Source organism: Fervidicella metallireducens AeB, assembly GCF_000601455.1.
GTDB classification, from domain to species: Bacteria; Bacillota; Clostridia; order Clostridiales; family Caloramatoraceae; genus Fervidicella; species Fervidicella metallireducens.
Genome location: NZ_AZQP01000003.1, coordinates 63,763 through 84,448, shown reverse-complemented (window position 1 = coordinate 84,448; position 20,686 = coordinate 63,763). Strand labels below are relative to the sequence as shown.

The window sequence follows — 20,686 nt, the reverse complement described above, 5'->3', positions numbered from 1 at the left end:
CAACTAATATAATATTGGGTATAATTAAAATAAGAAATACAATGGAGGAGTTTAAATGGAAATATTTGCATTAGTGGGGAGAAGTGGAACGGGAAAGAGTTATAAAGCCCTTAACGTTGCAGGCATCTATAACATTCAGTATATTATAGATGACGGTATTTTAATTATGGGAAATAAGATTTTAGCAGGTGTGTCAGCTAAGAGAGAAAACACAAAAATAGCTGCCGTAAAAAGGGCTATATTTCTTAATGAACAGCATAGACTTGAGGTTCTTAATGCATTAAAACAGCATAATCCAGATAAGCTCCTTATTATAGGTACATCTGAAAATATGATACATAATATAATGAAGAATTTAAAACTTGGAAATAGCTATAATTTAATCAGGATTGAAGATGTATCTTCATATGAAGAGATAGAAGCTGCAAAAAAAGCAAGAAAGCAAAAGGGAAAGCATGTTATTCCTGTTCCAACCTTTGAAGTTAAAAAGCAATTTTCTGGTTACGTTCTTGATTCAATCAGGCATTTGGTTTTTAAAAACAATAAGGAGTTTGAAACTTATGAAAAAACAGTTGTTCGTCCTACCTTCAGTTATCTTGGAAAATATGACATAACACCATCGGTTATTAAAAAAATAGCTATGATTTCTGCATTGGAAGTTGAAGGGGTAGCCAAGGTACATGGTGTAGGTATAGAAAATAAAGAAAATGGAACAATTGTAACGGTTGAAGTTACATTGATGATCTGTGATTTGTTATATAAAATATGTGCATCTGCGGCTAAAAGGGTAAAGGATAACCTAGAGTACATGACAAATATTAATATATTGGAAGTAAATATTTCTGTTAAAGATATAGATTTAAATAAAACAAGTGGGATAGATGCATTAGCTTTTCTATTTAGCAAGTGATATTTTGAGGTGAAGATATGTATAAAGAAGTTGTGAAATATGAAAAAGGAATAGTGTTAAAGGATGTAAGAGATTTTGAATTAAAACATATATTTGACTGTGGGCAATGTTTTAGATGGAATGAGGAACCAGATGGAAGTTATATAGGAGTTGCATCAAAAAAGGCAGTAAGAATTTCAAAAAAACACGAAGATATATATATACATGGTGGGAAATTTGAAGATGCAGATTTTTGGATAAGCTACTTAGATCTAAACAGGGATTATAAAAAAATTAAGGAGGTTCTCTCTAAGGATAAAATATTAATGGAGGCAATAAAGCACGGAGAAGGAATAAGGATATTAAACCAGGAAATATTTGAAACTATTATATCCTTTATAATTTCTGCAAATAACAGAATACCAATGATAAAAAGAGCAGTGGAAAATATAAGTAAAAGATTTGGTGAAGAAATACTGCTTGACAACAAAATTTATTATACCTTTCCAAGTCCTGAAGAACTTAAAAATGCTACAGTTGATGATTTAAAGAATTGCGGATGTGGGTTCAGGGCTGAATATATTGTTGAAACAACAAGGCAGATACTTGATGGAAATGTTAATCTAAATGAGATTAAAACCATGCCAACAGATAAGGCACAAAAAGAACTTATGAATTTAAAGGGAATAGGTCCTAAGGTAGCTGATTGTATTTTGCTTTTTTCTATGGGAAAACATGATGCTTTTCCAGTTGATGTCTGGGTAAAGAGAGTCATGCAGCATTTTTATTTAGCTCCAGATGTGAACCTGGCAAAAATAAGGGAATATGGGAGAAATACCTTTGGGGAGTATGCAGGTTTTGCTCAGCAATATCTTTTTTATTATGTCAGAGAGTTAAAGGGTAAATTAGAATAAAATAGAAAAACGTTGTAATCCTTTGTCGATTTTTATATCATCGCCAAAGGATTTTGCTTTTATTAAATATTTCATTAAATGTTTAATATTTCTAATAATGACTAATAATATAGTTATAAGAAAGAAAGGGAGGTTAGCTATGGCAAGTGTTGCCGAAAATAAAATCATAAATCTTAAGGACTCCGTAGTTCCGCAGATATTTGAATTAATTGATGATGGCATATATTATTTTGATAAATTAAATAAACATGAAGGAAAATTTTGTTTTTATAAAGATGGTAACACTGAGGTGATTGGTGAAACAGATGGAGGACAGGGATTTATTTTATCAGATGGAAAGATGTATATCCTTAATATTGGAGAATATACAAGTATGTATAGATTTAATAAAAATAACAAAGAAAAAATTTTTGAAACTGATGGCATATATTTTGATTTAAAAATAAATGAAACTGGCCATTTTGTCTGTTTAGGAAATAAAGAGAATATAACGTTAATAAAAATTTTTAATGAAAATGGTGATAATTTAGGGGTAATACAGCCTAATATATTGTTTGGTAGTTGTATTAGTTTATATGGCGACTATATTTTTCTTGGAGGCTTTAATTTTGACAACACCTATCGGATTATAAAAATGAATTACATAGGTAAAATTTTAAATGAGTGGCAATTCAGTGTAGGAGAAAACAATGGGTTTATCAGTAAAATATTAAATTATGGGGATTATATTCTTGCCTTGGTTACAGGTGAAACTGATAATTTAATAATCCTAGATACAACAACAGGTGAAGTAAAGAAATTAGTTCCTGATGTTTTAGGATTAAATAATTTCATTGATTTTCAAATATTTAATGATGAAATCTATATACTTGATGAAAACAGGATATATGTATGGAATTTTGCAGAAATATTTCTTGCAGAAAATTTAAAGAAAAGATATAAAAACAAAAGGGATTCTGTAATTGATTTGTATGCTTATCAATATCTCATGTGTTTCCTTACATTCGATGAATGTAAAATATATGGGTTTATATCTTCGGGAATAATAACCTTTTTTCTTTTTATTTACATCATAATTCGTAAGTCAGACTTAAGATTCATTAAAACAATAGAGTTGTTAATATATTTCTATTGGATACTTAGCTTTTTAATTTCATCTACAATAAATATAATTCAATGTATTGATAAGTCTAAACGAATAGAAAAGCTGCTTTATGTGAAAGAGAACTATAACAATCTGAATTTATTTTTCTACACCTTCAATATTTCCTTTACAGGATATTGTTTAATGTCTTTGCTATTATTTCCTGAATTTAATATAATATATAGTGCACTGACATTTATAGTTTTGTTTACCTCAACCAGCCTGTTAAATAAAATTTTAATAAAAAAGATTGATAAGACTAACAATAACATTGTTATAGAACTGCTTCAGGCTACAGATGAAAAGATAGAGGGTTATATAAAACATATAATTGAGAATCTAAAAAACACAGATAGCGAAAAGATAATGATTGATATATCAAGCGAGGATATCATTAAAACCAATGTTATAGAGGCATGGAATGTCAGCAGGAAGGCAGTTATCAGGCAGGAAGTGAAATACACTGCTGATGCCAATAAATTGACAGTTATTTTGGATTTATCAAAAAGGGATAATAAATACTCCCGATACAGCATATTGATGGATTATATATGCTTTGTAAAAAACAAGATAAAAATTAAAGAAATAAAAATTAGCTGTTTAGAGGGCAAAGGGGGAAGTTATGGTCATCAATAATTCAAAATTTTACGTAGTTGAAGCATCTGCTTTGCCTGAGGTTTATATCAAAGTAGCTGAGGCTAAGAGACTGCTGATAACAGGTGAATGCAGAACAATTAACGAAGCTGCAAAACGGTCGGGTATAAGCAGAAGCTCTTACTATAAATATAAAGATAGCATTTTTGAATTCCATGAAAGCAAATCAAATATATTGACTTTTATGCTTATACTGCATCATATATCAGGAACACTATCTAGAATCTTGGAAAAGATTGCTGAATGTAATGCAAATATACTTACCATAAACCAAAGTATACCTCAGGATGATGAGGCTATGGTTTCAATTTCAATTGATACAATTTCAATGAATAGAAGTCAGGAGGAGTTACTTGCATCAATTAAACATCTTAAAGGGGTAAAGGCATTGAGATTAATTTCCCATTTCTAAAGGCCATGGAGTCAAAATTTAGTTTGACCACATGCCTTTATTTGTGGTTAAATGGTTACATATACTAAGTCTATTAGTGAAAAAAGTATATATTGTAAGAAATTATGAGAAAAAATAAGATAATTATCGTTAATCAAAGATAATCATAAAAAGTGGGCTGATTAGTTATTAATGTTAATTTGATAATATTGTGGGATTTATTTAATATTATACTTGTATTAGCACTCAATTCAATTGAGTGCTAACAAATGAATAGTAAAATATTAAGTAAAATATAAATAAAAATATACAAGGAGGGTTTACAATGAACTTAAGACCACTTGGAGACAGAGTTGTTATTAAGAAGGTAGAAGCTGAAGAAACTACAAAAAGCGGTATAGTCCTTCCAGGAGCTGCTAAAGAAAAACCACAAATAGCAGAGGTAATTGCAGTTGGACCTGGTGGAGTTGTTGATGGTAAAGAAATTCAAATGCAGGTAAAAGTTGGGGATAAGGTAATATTCTCAAAGTATTCAGGAAATGAAGTTAAGGTTGATGGAGAAGAATATACAATATTAAGACAAGATGATATTCTGGCAATAGTTGAGTAATGATAATAAACTTAAAGGGGAGGTTTTAAAATGGCAAAGGAAATATTATTTAGTGAAGAAGCTAGACGTTCAATGCAAAAAGGTGTAGATAAGCTTGCTAACACTGTAAAAATAACTCTTGGACCAAAGGGAAGAAACGTTGTTTTAGATAAGAAATTTGGTGCACCATTAATAACTAACGACGGTGTGTCAATAGCAAGAGAAATAGAGCTTGCAGATCCATATGAAAACATGGGTGCTCAACTTGTTAAGGAAGTTGCAACAAAGACAAATGATGTAGCAGGAGATGGAACAACAACAGCTACATTACTAGCACAAGCTATAATAAGAGAAGGTCTTAAGAACGTAACAGCTGGTGCAAACCCAATGCTTATAAGACGTGGAATTAATAAGGCTGTTGAAGTTGCAGTTGAAGAAATAAAGAAGATTTCAAAGCAAATAGAAGGAAAAGAAGATATAGCAAGAGTTGCTTCAATATCAGCTGCTGATGAAGAAATAGGAAAACTAATAGCTGATGCTATGGAAAAGGTTGGTAATGAAGGAGTTATCACTGTTGAAGAATCAAAGACAATGGGAACTGAGCTTGATGTAGTTGAAGGAATGCAGTTTGATAGAGGATACATCAGCCCATACATGGTTACTGATGCAGAAAAAATGGAAGCTATAATAGATGATCCATATATACTTATTACTGATAAGAAGATATCAAACATTCAGGATATACTTCCTGTTTTAGAACAAATCGTACAACAAGGAAGAAAACTTGTTATAATAGCTGAAGATGTTGAAGGTGAAGCATTAGCAACATTAGTTGTTAATAAGCTAAGGGGAACATTTACTTGTGTTGCTGTAAAGGCACCAGGATTTGGAGATAGAAGAAAAGAAATGCTTCAGGACATTGCAATCTTAACTGGTGGTCAAGTGATTTCAGAAGAGCTTGGAAGAGACTTAAAGGATACAGATATAACAATGCTTGGCCGTGCAGAGAGAATGAAGATTACAAAGGAAACTACAACTGTAGTTAACGGGAAAGGCGATAAGGAACAAATTAAAGCAAGAGTTTCACAAATAAGAGCTCAAATAGAAGAAACTACTTCAGATTTTGACAGAGAAAAACTTCAGGAAAGACTTGCTAAACTTGCTGGTGGAGTTGCTGTTATAAAGGTTGGAGCAGCTAGTGAAACAGAACTTAAGGAAAGAAAATTAAGAATAGAAGACGCACTTGCAGCTACAAAGGCAGCTGTAGAAGAAGGAATAGTTCCAGGTGGTGGAACAGCATACGTTGCAGCTATTAAGGCTGTGGAAAGCCTTACAGCTGAAGGAGATTCTAAAATCGGTATCAATATAATCAAGAGAGCATTAGAAGAACCAGTAAGACAAATTGCTGAAAATGCAGGACTAGACGGAGCTGTAATAATGGAAAAAGTTAAAAACAGCGAAGCTGGAATTGGTTTTGACGCATTAAATGAAAAATATGTTGACATGATAAAAGCTGGTATAGTTGATCCAACTAAGGTTACAAGATCAGCACTTCAAAATGCAGCATCAGTTGCATCAACATTCTTAACAACTGAAGCAGTAGTTGCAGATATTCCAGAAAAGAAAGATAACATGCCAGCTGGTATGCCAGGCGGAATGCCAGATATGTATTAATAAAAAATTCTCCCAAAGAGAGTTGGCCTTAGGGATTTATGAAAACAAGTGAATTTTTGGCCGACTCTCTTCAAGCGGAAACCAGCATAAAAGACTGCACCGAAGGATAAAACCTTTAGTGCAGTCTTTCTTTATGTATAATACAAACATCATGTTGTCAATGGCCAATTGACCAATAGATAATATCTATGTGAAATTAGCCATATATAGCCCTATATTCATATTGACCAATGAGTTTTTTGTGTTACGATAAATTATGATTTATTTGTATCTTTGCGAAAGGAGACTACATATGGATTTAAAAAACTTAAATATGATTTCAAGCGAAATATTTTTAGAAATGAAGATGATATTAAAATACATTTTTACTCCGATATTATCAAGCCTATTCTGAAAGAACTTAATCCTACAATGGCTGGACAATACCATAGTGAAGATGTATTACTATCTGGTGGTCGTACAGATGCGACGTTTCAAAACATATCATTTGAGTTTAAAAAAGAATTACAAAGTTATGTATCATGGTGTAACAACAAACGTATTCATGGTAATCTGAATTATATGACACCAGTAGAATATCGCCTAGCAAAAATGACCGAATAAAAATTGTACAAAAAAGTGTTGACAATCCAGAAAAATACAAAAAAGCTTTGATAAGGCTTGATATATCGAGAAACCAAGACTTATGCAATTTCTCTACATTACAATATTTCCATGAGGAATTAAGCATAAGTTAAATTGTCCAAGTTTCATTATACATAAATTGTCGTTTTTAACATTTTATAAGTTTTTTTAAATTGATATCTAAAAAAATTGGTATAGAAAATTAAAGGAAAGAACTTTGAGGACGGAACAGGCAGCCGTCGCCACGCATTAGCGGTTGGAGATGCAGATTCTCACCTGCTATTGTTCTTTCGAGTAAATAAAGCCACAAAACTTAAGTTTCGTGGCTTTTTAAGTTATATTTTCACTCTTTAATAAACGATAATTTTGGACATTGTTTAATTATATCTATAATTTTCCTAGAATAGAAAGTCAGCAACGCTACTTACAATTATTGATTGAGGATTGTATGAGATACTAAAGTTAAATATTTTTAAAAAATTAACACCAAAACTTCCTCCCCATCCAGTTAGTAAATGATGAGTGTCTATACTCTGATGTTGCGGAACCGTGGTCATCACTAATAACACCATCTCTTGATTTAAGCATTACATTTATATATCCGTCTTTTACTGACGCGGGCACTTTAAATACTCTTGATGTATTATCTGTATTCATATATACTAATCCACTGCTTGCTGAAACACTTGTCTTATATACCTTATTATCATCCCACCATGCCCCGTAAAGATCATCAAAAATTTTTATTCCACTCCATGAAAAATCATATACTAAATTTAATTGATCCGTAATATATTGATCTATCTGTTTTCCCCTGTATTGTCTCATTGTTAGTGTTAACTCTGGACTATTTATAGATGTAAATGTACTTACAAATGTTTTTGAATCAACTTCCTTTTCATCAATAAAGAACTTCTCTTTGCCATTCTCTATAACCTTTTTCTTGTTGCTTTTTATGCATTTACCATCTACTTCTTCGTAATATGTAACTGTTTTTACTTCCTTAACTTTTTCAAACCCATAACTTTCTATTATCTGCAATAATTCATCTACGTTTTTAGCTTTTGCAACTGCTTTATTGTACTCTGAAAGAAACTTGTCATTTTTGTCATAATCGAAATGTTTGCCACCTTCTTCGTTAGCAAATACACATATTGAATTCGTTAAAATCATTAATGCGAATACTATTAAAGAAATAATTTTTCTAAACTTTTTCATTTTATCCCCTCCCGTAATTTTAAAATAATACTTGTCCAAAATTAACCATTATTGTAATATATTTATAATAACAAGTATATCTTATTACATTTTACAAATATTTTCAATCCTTTTTATATCATTTAAGGTATTTATAAGTTATTATGAATACCAGTTAGGAGGAGTAAATTTGAATTTAATTGGTTTTATATTTTTTTTGTTTGGTACATTAATGGCTCTTATTACCGCAATAAATCCACGCTTTGTATGGAGCATAACCGAATCATGGAAGGCAACATCTGAACCACCAAAAACATACTTTATGTTATTAAGAACTGCAGGAATTTTAGGAACAATATTTGGTTTAATTATGTTGTTTTTCATCTCGTTTACTTTATAGACAGAGAAATCATACCTCTATTTTTTTACTAATTTGATATAAAATTTAGTAAAAATATAGCTACAAGTTCGTCTGGTAACTTAACTTGTTATAAGGGAATCGTTTATAACTGCATTGGCGAGTTTGAACCATCAGTTTCTACATCCACCACAAAGCATGAAAAATCGGCATAGCGATAATCCATACCAAACTATGTCGATATTTTTACGGAATTAAAAATCCCTAAGACGCACCCTCAAATCAGGGAGGATTTTTTTAGCCTTATTTTATCGCCTTGGCACATAAATATCTAAATTGAGCCTCAAACTTTGAGTTATCTTCACTTGTCCTTTTACGGGGATTGTGGGTTTTCACCCCTGACTTTCTCAGTTTCTGGCCAATATATCGCTGCATCAAAAGGGCATCTATATTTTCATTTGTATAAATCAGACCATGGTTGTTGATGGCATATCCCTTCTTTGACAGGACCATAGTTGCAAGACCATAATCCTGGGTTACAACGATATCTCCAGGCTGCGTTTTATTTATCAGTGCAATATCAACAGAATCAGCCCCCTTATCTACTGTGACGACAACTGAATAATCATCAGAATAAATATGACTGGTATCTATAAAAATTACCACATCAATCTTAAATTCCTTTGCTACCTTAACAATGATATCCTTAACAGGGCATGCATCTCCATCAACAAGTATTTTCATAATTACCTCCAGAGTATGTTATAGTCAAAAAATATCATATTATGATATGAATTGCAATTTAAATATACTAAATAATTGTTAAAACTTTTCCGATAAGTTAAATAGATGTAAATACTTTTTTCTGGAGGAACAATTATGAAACTTAAGCAGCTGATATTCGCATTTAAAAACTCCATACTACTTGAAAAAAACTTTGAGATAATTTCTAAAAGCAATGAAATTAATGACGGGGATATCAGAGAAATTGAGGAAAGATTTAAATATATAAATGAAGAAGAAAAACAAGGTTTTATTGAAAAAAAACAAATTGCTAATTATTCCTTTTTTAAACTTAAAAGTGGCAATAAATGTTTAGTAAAAATAACTTTTTCAGAGGATGATTTATCAGAGTATTCTGGCTATGCAATTATTCTTGAGGAGGGCAATTTTGGCTGTTATCCAGTAGAATTATTGGATTCAAAGATATTCATAGAAAACCCTGAAGACAAAGAAAATCAAATATTGCCAGAACTTACTCAGATAGAGATTGGTAATAAAATAAACCTTCAGAATGTAACAGAGTTTATAAAACAGACAAATGCCTCAGGCTTACAGGATATGATATCTGCTGTTTTATACTTTAAAAAGTCAAATTTACCAGTAACTATTATCGATGATGAAGATAGAATATGGAAATGGATAGCTGCTATTCAAATGGCATTTACAGTTGAGCTGGCACATACAATTTATTTTACAACATCAATGATTTTCAAAGAGAATACTGGATATACAATTTATGGAGCAAATGCTGAAGAATCCTTTCATTTAAATAGTCAGCTTATCTTTGATTATAAAAGAGGATATAAAAGTAAAATAGAAGGAAATCTAAAATTTCCAAGGACAGTTGAGCTTGGATACTTGATTTCTCCAGAGGTTTTAAACTCCTTTCACAGATTCTTATCTGCATTCACTTACAAAGAAGCTGATGAACGGGTGGAAGAATGTTTTAATTTGGTACAGATAATTAAGGGTGAAATTTCAGGAATAACAATAGATGAAATTACAAATGCACTTAATTTTGTAAATGAATTTGCTGAAGATAAACTGGGATTAAACATTTTCCAAAAAATAGAGACTTTAATGGATAAAATGGATTTTTCCAAGGATTTAAATAACATAAAAACAGCATCTATTTTTATATTCAAAGCTCTAAAGAATACAAGTAATGTTATTTTAATAAACAGGGGATTTTATCTCTTTTATAATATGATTGACAGTTATATATTAAATAACATGGAAATTGATGAAGAAAGTTTTTTCAATTTTTATGAAGAAATTAAAAATATGAGCTTAGAAAGAATTAAGACTCTGTTAAAATTTTCTTTAGATGAAAACAGAATAAGCTATTTGATATCTGCAATCCAGGAGAAGGATAACATTGGATTTTACAAAATTTACGTTAAAATGTTTTTAAATAATGTTATGGAGTTAGGTTATTCCTGGAATCAGGCGATTTTATCTGAGAATATAGAAGTCCTCTTTGACATGTCTGTAAATAAACTGATTGAAATGGAATATGGAATAGATGAAATTCTGGAAACAGCCAGGAAAAATGAAGAATATTTTATTCGTTTAGTTATAATCTTTTATAATCGTATAAAATCTCAAAAGATGATAGAAGGCATGTTTCAACATTTTGTTTCTATTATGGAATCACTGGAGAATGAGAAAGCACTGGAGATTAGAAAAACAATATCAAAGTTAGGCTGCCAGGAAATAATTTTTGAGGAATATAAAGTACTCTTAAAACAGAGGGAGGATAAGGTTGGTTTCTTTAAATGGTATTTTGAGAATGTATTCGAAAAGATTCAGGAATATAAAAGTAAATATTATTCTGATGCTGTAAAACTATATATATTTGAGTTGCCCGCCGAGGCTTTAAATGATGAATGTTCAGATATATTAAAAGGGATGCTTAAAAATGAAATAAAACTTGATTATGACTCCATTGCTTTATTAATTAAAGGGTTCGAGTATGGCTTAGCTTTAACAAAACCATCTGATGAAATGGAAGCTTTTATACTTCAGCTAAAAAATATGAAGAGGACCATGGGAATAAAGACCTCACCGGATATAATAAATCTGATAGATCTGGCTTTATGGATGGAAAAGAACAAAGATGCAGATTATTCTATTGATGAAGTATTAGATGAAGTGGAATTAGATAATCTTGGTGAAAAAAGATTTAATGAATATATGGAATGGTTTATGCCTCTTATTCTTACTTTTTGTAAAACAGCTGAAGATCATAGAAGAATTATACGAACTATAAATGTTTTTAATACAAATGAGGAGCTTTTTCAAAGGTATATTTATTATTTAGAAAGATTATTGCTAGAAAATGAAGGTATAGGTTATAGTGTATTTCTTAAATTTATTGTATATTTCTTTTTTTATCTGGAACCTGTATATAAGCTTCAGGGAGAAACTGAAACCATTGAATTTATTAAGAAATTACTGTTAAATATATTAGAAAAGAAGAATAAAGATTTTGTTGTAAAATTGGACAGTGATGTTAAAGATGAATTTATAAGGAAAAATTTAAGTACACCTGCCCAATGGAGTGAGATGTATTTACGATTAATGGGTAATAAAAATGAGAAAAATAAGGGTAAATCAATTTTAAACATAATAAAGGATAAATTTATCAGAAGGTAGAAATTAAAAATCCCTGAAGATACATTCTTTCAGGGATTTTCTTATAAAATTAGTTATTTACCTTTAAATAGTTTACGAGAATATTTGCAGCCTCGCCTCTTGTTATCTCTTTTTTAGGGTTAAAACATCCTTTTTCAGGAAGAATAATTTTTAAACCTGAGGATAGAACGGCATATCCTTTATATTCATTGGAAATGTTTTTAAAATCTTTAAATATTGATGAATATATACCATTTAGCTTTGCAATATAGCCAAGATTTAAAGAGTTAATTAAATATTTTGCGGCAGATTGTCTTGTAACTGTTAAATTTGGATTTATTTCTTTTTCTGTTAATATTTTTCTTTCTACAGCTATTTTATAATATGCGTCATAATTATCCTTTTCAGAGTTTACCTCATAATATGGATTTAATATTTTAACTAACATCTTAATAAAATCTTTCTGTTGTATTTTATTATTTGGAAGGTATTTTTCACCAGGAAAATCAATTATGCCAAATTCAACAAGGAGCTTAATGTCTTTTTCATAGGGGGTATTCTTAATATCTTTATAGGCTACAGGAGTAATTTCCTTAACAGGGTTACCGCTGTAATCAAGTAATTCCTTTGATTTAGCGTCAATATATCCATTAAATTTATTCAATGAGTAAACAAGTTTAATATTGGAGTAGTTGTTTTCAACTGGGCTGTACATTTTTATATATTTCAAAGAAAAATCGCACTTTTTATATAGAGTTAAATAAGCATCATTGAGGTCAATAACATTTTCACTGGAAGGAAGATCAATCTCAAACCAACTCATGTTATAGCTTAGAATTTTACCTGAGTATGCATCAACATAAACAGTGAAATTGTTAAATGGGCAAGGTATATTATTGTGTTTTCTTATAAATGTAAAGTAATATCCAGTTTCATTTTCATACACTGGGTATACCCTGTTATATTCTCTAAGTTCTGTTAGTGGATATTTAGCAGGTTCTATATTTTTTAAGAAATCCTCAGCAATTTTTCTTGCCTGATCCTTTGATAAAGCTGGTTTTTCATCGGATTTATGGGCATAGTCACTGGAATTTATATAAAAAGACATAAGATTAGAGTTTTCAGCATTAACCCTTGCTGAAATATTTCCATATTCATTATTTTTTTCATCTCTGTAATTCCACTGTAAATACCATGAAGCGGAATTTTCAAGTTTGTTAATAAAAAGGCTTGAACTTTCTAATTTATATTTGTCTGATATTGTGAAGTATTTTTTTACAACTTCAGCTGCCTCATTGCTGCTTATATACTTACTGCTGGTATCAACAGAAATTTGTTCCTCTGGAGTTAAGTTACTGCCAGCTGGCTTATCCATGCTTTGATTTTTTTCTAAAGGGCTGCCAAAGTAAGGCCCATAATTATATAAAAGTTCTCCAGTTAAAGCATCAATTGGATAGTTACCCTTTTTTAATGAATAAACAAGTATTGGTTTTATTTTATTTTTCTGATAATCGTAAATTGCCTGATAAGATAACTCTAAACCAAGTTTATCTTCAAATATTTTCTTTCCATCTTCAATTTTTATTGCCTTTTGTGATGAAGGTAATTCTTTTTCATCCCATTGATAAGAGTAGCCAACTACCTTTAATGTATTTTTGTTAATAGATACATACATGCCGTTATCTGGGAATGGAATATTATTTATATATCTGATAAATCTGAAATTATAGGTATTTGAATAAATATTGTCATATGGGTAGTAATAATCAAAAGAATTATCAAATTTAACATATTTGTAGTTTAGAGGCTGAAGTTTTTTAATAAAATCCTCTGCTTTTTTAAGGCCTTGATCTTTAGTATACTTAGGTATTTTAGATGTAGGCTGATCACTGCTGCTCCAGATATTCATACTCAGTATATCCCCGTTTTCAGCATCGATAAATACATATATAGAGCCTGATACACCACCCTTTTGATTCCACTGCAGCATCCATGTCTTTTTCTCATTTTCATAATAATTGTATGAAAAATCATAACCCTTTGTTTCAAGCTTTAATGCATTTTTTGCAATTTCAATTGCCTGTTTCAGTTCAATTTTAGGTTTTACAGCAGCAAAACCCTTTAATGGCATTCCAGTGATGAAAATAAAAGTAAAAATAATAAAAGTTGAAAGTAGTCTTTTCATGTTAACGCTCCTCCCTCATATATTTGTGGTTACATCTAATAGATATGACTTCAAGCTTAGAAAAAAGTTCCATAAAATATAAAAATTTTTATAGATAACATTTTGTAGATAATTGTAAGGAATTTTTTAAAATATATAAAAGGAAAAAAATGCATTATGTAGAATTAAATGTAATATAAACAAAAATAGTCAGATTACTCTATCTGTATGTCGATGGGGGGATATGAAGAATGAGTTATCAGGAGGAATTGATGAAAAAAAACAACATAAAAAGCAATCACAGTATATCCATTGTGGCATTAATAAGCATATTGATTATAGTAATTTTTATGATTAATTTAGGATTAAACACCAATCCAAAAAAGTTTTATTTTAATTTTGAAATAATCAACGCTCTTGCAGCTCTATTTTCAGGTCTTATGATTTATATGTTTGCAGTATCAGAAAGAGACAAATACTATGTCATTATTGCAATAGGGTTTTTAATTGAGGGTGTAATAAGTTTATATACAGGTATATTTGGGACGCTTCAGATAAATATAATGAAAATACCATACAAATCACATATATTATCATATATCTATATACTTGGTAAGGTTTCCGTTTCTATATCCATAATTATAGGTGTGTGTCATCGGGAAAAAAGAATAATTAAAAATATGATAAAGCTTTCGTTACTGGGAGCTGCATTAGTAAGTATTATATTTTTTTATAATCCATTTCAGATATCAAATCTTATTAAGTTTATGTTTATAAATGAGATTTTATTAATATCAGCAGCATATGCCATGTATGAAAGCCATATTAAAAAAGAGGATGCAATGACATTTATGATTCTAGTGGGAATTATAATAAATGTATTAAGTCAGGGTGTGTTTATTGTTTTATCGAAAAATATGGATTTAAGGTTACATTTTCTTATGATAATAGGAATAGTAGTTAATATACTGCCGCTAATTGGAGGAGATATTTTAGGCCATGAAGAAATAGCAAAACATAAAATTACTTTGGAGGAATTAAAAAAATTTTTTCTTGCTGTTGAGCAAAATTCAAGTGCTGTAATTATAACTAACAGCAGGGGAGAAATTGAGTATGCAAACACAAAGCTTCTGGAAATGACAGGTTACAGCCTTGAAGAATTAAAAGGTAAGTTGCCTTATAAATTAGCCAGTAGTGATAACGTTGAAATATTCAGGAATGATATGGTAGATAAGGTTATGAAAGGTGAGCAGTGGTCTGGAACAGTCAAATCCTTAAAAAAAGACAGGACTTGCTATTGGCAGAGAATAAAAATAACTCCCATTAAAGATGATTATGGGAATATAACAAATTTTTTAAGTATACATGAGGATATAACTGAAAGCAAAAGGATATCGGATGAATTAAAAAACAGTGAAAATTTATATCGCCAGATTACTGAAAACATGTTGGATTTAATAGTTATGATTAATTTAGATGGGACAATTAAGTATATAAGTCCAACGGTAGAAGAGAAACTGGAGTACAGCAGGGAGGATTTAGTGGGAAAATCCTTTTTTGAAAAGGTTCATCCCTATGATTTGTTGGAAGTTAAATCATATTTCAGCAATAAAAGTTTTCTTGAATGTACTGCAAGAAAAATGGAATTCAGATTCAGACATTCAAATGGACATTATATATGGTTTGAGGCAATAAGCAATAACGTTATGGATAATGGAGAAATAATAGGAGCTATTTTGACCATCAGAAGCATTACAAGGCGTAAGGAGATGGAAAGGATACTTAGGGAAAGCGAGGAAAAGTACAGGAATTTTTTTAATATCTTACCTGATTATATTTGTGTAATTGATGCAAGGGATTATAACATAATTGAGGCAAACAAAGCCTTTTTAGATAAAATTGGTCTAAACTTTGATGAGATTAAAAGTGCTTCAAGCCTGATAGATATAGGGGAGCAGACTGACATTAGGGCTGTTGTAAAAAGGATTGCTAATGGTGAAAAGGTTATAAACAATGAACTAAAACTTAAGGATTTAAATGGACAATACTTTTTTGTAGAAGTAAACTACGCACCGACAATAGAAAATAACGAAGTAACATCAATATTGTGTATTGGAAGGGATATTACTGAGAAGAAAAGGATGGAGCAGCTTAAAAAATATGCAGAGGAAAGAATGAGAATACTTAACGAGGCAATGCAGTATGAGAAAATAAAAACAGAATTTCTGGCAAATATTTCACATGAATTAAGAACACCATTAAATGTTATACTGGGAGCACTTCAATTACTTGATTTAAATATGAAATCAAATTTAATTTATGATAAAGAAAACAAACTAAATAGATATTCAGCAATAATGAAACAGAACTGCTACAGGCTTTTGAGAATAGTTAATAATCTTATTGATATAACAAAAATAGATTCTGGTTTTTCTAAATTGAATTTAAAAAATGGAAATATCGTGGGTATTGTTGAGGATATTGCACTTTCAGTGGCAGATTACGTTGAAAATAAATCAATTCAATTGATTTTTGATACAGAGATTGAGGAAAAGATAATGGCATTTGATGCTGATAAACTTGAAAGGATTATACTGAACCTTATATCTAATGCAGTAAAATTTACACCAGCAGGTGGCATGATAAACGTCAATATTTATGACTGCATTGATAGCATAAAAATATCTGTTAAGGATAATGGAATTGGCATACCAAAGGATAAACTTGAAATTATATTTCAAAGGTTCAGGCAGGTTGATAAGTCCCTTACCCGTAACCATGAAGGAAGTGGGATAGGACTTTCACTTGTAAAATCCTTTGTTGAGATGCATGGTGGGAAAATAGAAGTTTACAGCACAGAAGGTGAAGGCTCTGAGTTTATAGTTGAATTACCTGTCAGACTGGTGGAAGAGGAAGAAGAAACCATAAGCACTAATGATGACATATTCAGTGCAAGGATTCAAAGAATAAGCGTTGAGTTTTCAGATATTTATTCATAGTTCAAAAAACACGGGGCTGTGGCATAGCATTAGAAAATGCAAATGCCCAGCCCCATGTTTTATGCTGTTAACAAATAAAATTAGATGAATATGTTTAAGCTTTGAGGTATAATAAACTTCAAAGGAGGATTTTAAGATGATACTTTTTAAGAAATACTATAACAGAATGTTTTTAAATGATGTTCGAAGGATAATTGAAGAATATAATATGATTGAAGATGGGGACAGAGTTGCAGTTGGACTATCTGGGGGAAAGGATAGTATAACTCTGCTTTTTATACTTAAGCTACTTCAAAAATATTCAAATAAAAACTTTGAACTCTGTGGTATAAACATAGATTTAGGATTCGATATGGACATGACCCTTCTTGAAAATTACTGCAGAGAAAATGAAATAGAACTAATAATTGAAAAAACAAACATAGGTGAAGTTATATTTGAAGATAGAAAAGAAAAAAATCCATGTTCTCTTTGTTCAAAACTTAGAAAGGGTGCTTTATACAGAGTTGCAATTGCCAATGGTTATAACAAGGTTGCCCTTGGTCATAGCAGCGATGATGCAATAGAAACCTTTTTTATGAATATGCTCTGTGTTGGAAAACTTGGAACCTTTCATCCATGTATTAAATTTGAGGAAAAGGGTATTACGGTTATAAGACCTATGGTATACGTTAAAGAGAAAACCATAAAGTCTATTGTAGAAATGGAGCAGCTTCCGGTTATTGAAAGCAATTGTCCTGTAGCTGGGAAAACAAAAAGGCAGGAAATGAAGGAACTTCTAGCGGATATGGAAGAGGTATATAAAGATCTTCATGATAAAATAATTACTGCACTTCAAAATATAGATACTGAAAAAATGTGGAAACAGAAGAGATAAAGTTAAGGGGTGGTAATATGGCAGATAAAGAAAAACTTGAAAGATTAAAGGAAATATTAAAGGATTTAGGAAGTGTCCTTGTTGCTTTATCAGGTGGAGTTGATAGCGTTTTTCTGTTAAAGGTGGCTAAGGATGTGTTAGGAAACAGAGCAGTTGCAGCAACTGGAGTTTCATATATATATCCCTCATGGGAAACAGAGGAAGCCTTTGAAATGGCAAAAGAATTAATGGCGGAACATATAATAGTAAAAGTAGATCCTATAAATGAAATAAATAGGTTTAAATTTAATCCGGTTGATAGATGTTATATATGCAAGAGAGCCATTTTTTCAAAGTTTCTTGAAACTGCTGAAAGTCTTGGATTAAATTATGTTGCAGATGGAACAAACCTTGATGATACAAAGGACTACAGGCCGGGGCTTAAGGCTGTTGAGGAGCTGGGTGTTAAAAGTCCCCTTCTTCTGGCAGGAATGACTAAAAAAGATATAAGAGAGTTTTCCAGAGAAATGGGACTTAAAACACATGATAAACCTTCATTTGCCTGTTTAGCAACAAGAATACCATATAACGAAGAGTTAAGTATAGAAAAGTTGTCAATGATAGATAAATCAGAAACATATATAATATCAAAGGGAATTAGAAATGTCAGGGTAAGACATCATGGAGAGGTGGCTCGTATAGAAATTGAAGGTAAAGACTTTGAAAAGTTTTTAAACTCTGAATTCAGAGAAGATATAGATAACAAATTAAAAGAATATGGATTTAAATATGTAAGCTTAGATATTGCTGGATATAAAACAGGAAGTATGAACCAGGAGGTATTAAATGGTAAAGGAAGATATTAAAGCTCTTTTAAATGATGTAAGAGAAGGAAAAATTGATGTAGATATTGCTTTTGAAAAATTAAAGGATTTACCATACAGGGATTTGAACTTTGCAAAACTGGATTATCATAGAGGAATTAGAGTTGGATATCCAGAGGTGATTTTCTGTCAGGGTAAGGAAGAAGAACATTTAAAGGGAATAATAAAGGATATGATAGACAGGGATGCCAATATACTTGCAACAAGGGTAAGTGAAAATGCATATAAGGCAATATTGGAGGTTACAGATAATGTTTATTATAACAAAACTGCAAGAATATGTATTATAAACCCTAAGGAAAATAAAAAAGTCGGCAGAATAACAGTAGTTACCGGTGGCACTGCGGATATACCAGTTGCTGAGGAGGCAGCAATAACCTGCGAAGTTTTTGGAAATAATGTAAAAAGGATTTATGATGTAGGAGTTGCAGGTATACACAGGTTATTTGGCAATATAGATGAAATCAGAAGGTCTAACGTAATAATAGCGGTTGCTGGAATGGAAGGGGCGCTGGCATCGGTGGTAGCAGGTCTTGTTGATGTTCCTGTAATAGCTGTACCAACCAGTGTTGGGTATGGAGCAAATTTTCATGCTTATCGGCCTCTTAACTATGCTTAATTCCTGTGCAGCAGGTATAGGAGTTGTAAATATTGATAATGGATTTGGAGCGGGATATTTAGCTTCCCAGATAAACAAAGGAATTTCAAAGAGTGGAGATGAATGATATGAGGGTGTTATATTTTGATTGCTTTTCAGGGATAAGTGGAGACATGACAGTTGCTGCACTTTTAGACCTTGGAGTTCCAGGTGATTATTTAATAAGGAATTTAGAAAAGCTTCAGATAAAGGATGAATATGATATAGAAATAACAAAGACAATAAAGAATGGAATTGAGGCAACTGATTTTAATGTAATTTTACTAAACCATAAACATGAAAAAGAACATCATGGAAGAAATCTTTTTGATATTGAAGGTCTGATAGATAACAGCTCTTTAAATGAAAATATAAAAAAATTATCTAAAGGAATTTTCAGGCTGTTAGCAGAAGCGGAATCTAAGGTTCATGGAAAAGGTATTTATGAAGTCCATTTTCATGAGGTTGGGGCAGTTGATTCAATAATCGATATTGTAGGAACTGCAATTTGTATCGATTACATAAATCCTGACAAAATTATATCATCCCATATAAATACAGGGAGAGGTTTTGTGAAATGCCAACACGGTACTATCCCTGTCCCTGCCCCTGCCACTTTAAACATATTAAAGGATGTTCCCATTTATTCAGATGACAGGAACTTTGAACTTACAACACCAACAGGAGCAGCCATTATTAAATCTTTATCTTCAGATTTTAGAAACAGCTTCAATCTTAAAGTAAAAAAGGTAGGATACGGCTGTGGAAAAAGGGATACCGAGATACCAAATGTATTAAGGGTTATACTTTCAGAGGACGATTTTTCAGAAAACTGTATACTTGAGGCAACAATTGATGATATGAATCCACAGATATATGGATATTTGATGGATAAATTATTTGAAGCAGGTGCTAAGGATGTCTATTTAACACCTGTTTACATGAAGAAAAACAGGCCTGGAATTGTTATAACAGTTACTATTCCGATAAGATTAGAAGAAAAAATTAAAGAGATTATTTTTAAAGAGAGTACAACAATTGGAATACGTAAATTCAACATTGAGAGGGAAGAGTTAAAAAAGGAGATAAAGGTTTTAAAAACAAAATACGGGAATATTAGGTGTAAATTGTCCAGTTATAAAGATGAAGTAGTTAATACTTCCTTAGAATATGAGGACATGAGGGAAGCGGCTGCAGCATTTGATTTGCCTTTAAAGGATTTATATAAAGAAATAAAAATTGATATATAGTTTACAATAAATTGGTAAATAATATGATGAAGGGTTGCTGTA

General features: G+C 30.9%; 16 protein-coding genes and 1 pseudogene. 14 read left to right on the top strand and 3 right to left on the bottom strand.

The genetic code is table 11. The features are described from left to right. Nucleotides 1-55 precede the first annotated feature (55 nt). The 7 genes from Q428_RS01805 (at nt 56) to Q428_RS16235 (ending at nt 6,858) form a co-directional block, all read left to right on the top strand. Nucleotides 56-910 (top strand): Asp23/Gls24 family envelope stress response protein, encoded by an 855-nt coding sequence (locus Q428_RS01805; RefSeq protein WP_035377628.1) that lies wholly within the window; start codon nt 56-58, stop codon nt 908-910. 17 nt (nt 911-927) lie between these two features. Beyond that, complete coding sequence (locus Q428_RS01800) at nt 928-1,803, top strand: DNA-3-methyladenine glycosylase family protein (protein ID WP_035377626.1); 876 nt, start codon at nt 928-930, stop codon at nt 1,801-1,803. A gap of 139 nt (nt 1,804-1,942) precedes the next feature. Continuing rightward, entirely contained in the window at nt 1,943-3,583 is a 1,641-nt protein-coding gene (locus Q428_RS01795; protein WP_035377625.1) for a hypothetical protein, read from the top strand. After that, nucleotides 3,570-4,013 (top strand): ACT domain-containing protein, encoded by a 444-nt coding sequence (locus Q428_RS01790; RefSeq protein ID WP_035377623.1) that lies wholly within the window; start codon nt 3,570-3,572, stop codon nt 4,011-4,013. Before Q428_RS01795 ends, Q428_RS01790 begins: the two co-directional genes overlap by 14 nt. A 304-nt stretch (nt 4,014-4,317) precedes the next feature. Next, a complete protein-coding gene (groES, locus tag Q428_RS01785; RefSeq protein WP_035377621.1) occupies nt 4,318-4,602 on the top strand; it encodes a co-chaperone GroES in 285 nt (94 codons plus the stop codon). A 30-nt stretch (nt 4,603-4,632) separates the two neighbouring features. Beyond that, the gene (gene groL / locus Q428_RS01780; protein WP_035377619.1) at nt 4,633-6,255 is read left to right on the top strand and encodes a chaperonin GroEL; all 1,623 of its coding nucleotides are present in this window, start codon (nt 4,633-4,635) and stop codon (nt 6,253-6,255) included. 411 nt (nt 6,256-6,666) lie between these two features. Further along, entirely contained in the window at nt 6,667-6,858 is a 192-nt protein-coding gene (locus tag Q428_RS16235) for an IS3 family transposase (RefSeq protein ID WP_278244855.1), read from the top strand. A gap of 501 nt (nt 6,859-7,359) precedes the next feature. Here Q428_RS16235 and Q428_RS01770 read toward each other — a convergent pair. Beyond that, nucleotides 7,360-8,097, bottom strand: coding sequence for a hypothetical protein (locus Q428_RS01770; RefSeq protein WP_035377615.1), 738 nt, complete (start codon nt 8,095-8,097; stop codon nt 7,360-7,362). 211 nt (nt 8,098-8,308) lie between these two features. Here Q428_RS01770 and Q428_RS16630 point away from each other — a divergent pair, with 211 nt between their 5' ends. Further along, a complete protein-coding gene (locus Q428_RS16630) occupies nt 8,309-8,476 on the top strand; it encodes a DUF6199 family natural product biosynthesis protein (protein WP_423219569.1) in 168 nt (55 codons plus the stop codon). Nucleotides 8,477-8,737: 261 nt separating this feature from the next. Here Q428_RS16630 and Q428_RS01760 read toward each other — a convergent pair whose 3' ends face one another. Beyond that, nucleotides 8,738-9,178: a YaiI/YqxD family protein gene (locus tag Q428_RS01760; protein ID WP_035377611.1), complete on the bottom strand. Its 441-nt coding sequence runs from the start codon at nt 9,176-9,178 to the stop codon at nt 8,738-8,740. A 135-nt stretch (nt 9,179-9,313) separates the two neighbouring features. Here Q428_RS01760 and Q428_RS01755 point away from each other — a divergent pair, with 135 nt between their 5' ends. After that, complete coding sequence (locus tag Q428_RS01755) at nt 9,314-11,875, top strand: hypothetical protein (protein ID WP_035377609.1); 2,562 nt, start codon at nt 9,314-9,316, stop codon at nt 11,873-11,875. Nucleotides 11,876-11,924: 49 nt separating this feature from the next. Here Q428_RS01755 and Q428_RS01750 read toward each other — a convergent pair whose 3' ends face one another. Continuing rightward, nucleotides 11,925-14,039 carry a YcdB/YcdC domain-containing protein gene (locus Q428_RS01750; protein WP_035377608.1) on the bottom strand — a complete coding sequence of 705 codons (2,115 nt, stop codon included), beginning with the start codon at nt 14,037-14,039 and terminating at the stop codon, nt 11,925-11,927. 230 nt (nt 14,040-14,269) lie between these two features. Here Q428_RS01750 and Q428_RS14320 point away from each other — a divergent pair, with 230 nt between their 5' ends. The 5 genes and pseudogenes from Q428_RS14320 (at nt 14,270) to larC (ending at nt 20,644) form a co-directional block, all read left to right on the top strand. Further along, a complete protein-coding gene (locus Q428_RS14320; RefSeq protein WP_051514811.1) occupies nt 14,270-17,017 on the top strand; it encodes a PAS domain S-box protein in 2,748 nt (915 codons plus the stop codon). 136 nt (nt 17,018-17,153) lie between these two features. Then, nucleotides 17,154-17,894, top strand: coding sequence for a tRNA 2-thiocytidine biosynthesis TtcA family protein (locus Q428_RS01740; RefSeq protein WP_035377605.1), 741 nt, complete (start codon nt 17,154-17,156; stop codon nt 17,892-17,894). A 17-nt stretch (nt 17,895-17,911) separates the two neighbouring features. Further along, on the top strand, nt 17,912-18,739 hold the full coding sequence (gene larE / locus Q428_RS01735; protein ID WP_035377603.1) for an ATP-dependent sacrificial sulfur transferase LarE: 828 nt from the start codon (nt 17,912-17,914) through the stop codon (nt 18,737-18,739). Then, nucleotides 18,720-19,482: pseudogene (larB, locus tag Q428_RS01730) on the top strand (nickel pincer cofactor biosynthesis protein LarB). Before larE ends, larB begins: the two are co-directional and overlap by 20 nt. Nucleotide 19,483: 1 nt before the next feature. Beyond that, nucleotides 19,484-20,644, top strand: coding sequence for a nickel pincer cofactor biosynthesis protein LarC (gene larC / locus Q428_RS01725; protein WP_035377601.1), 1,161 nt, complete (start codon nt 19,484-19,486; stop codon nt 20,642-20,644). Nucleotides 20,645-20,686 lie beyond the last annotated feature (42 nt).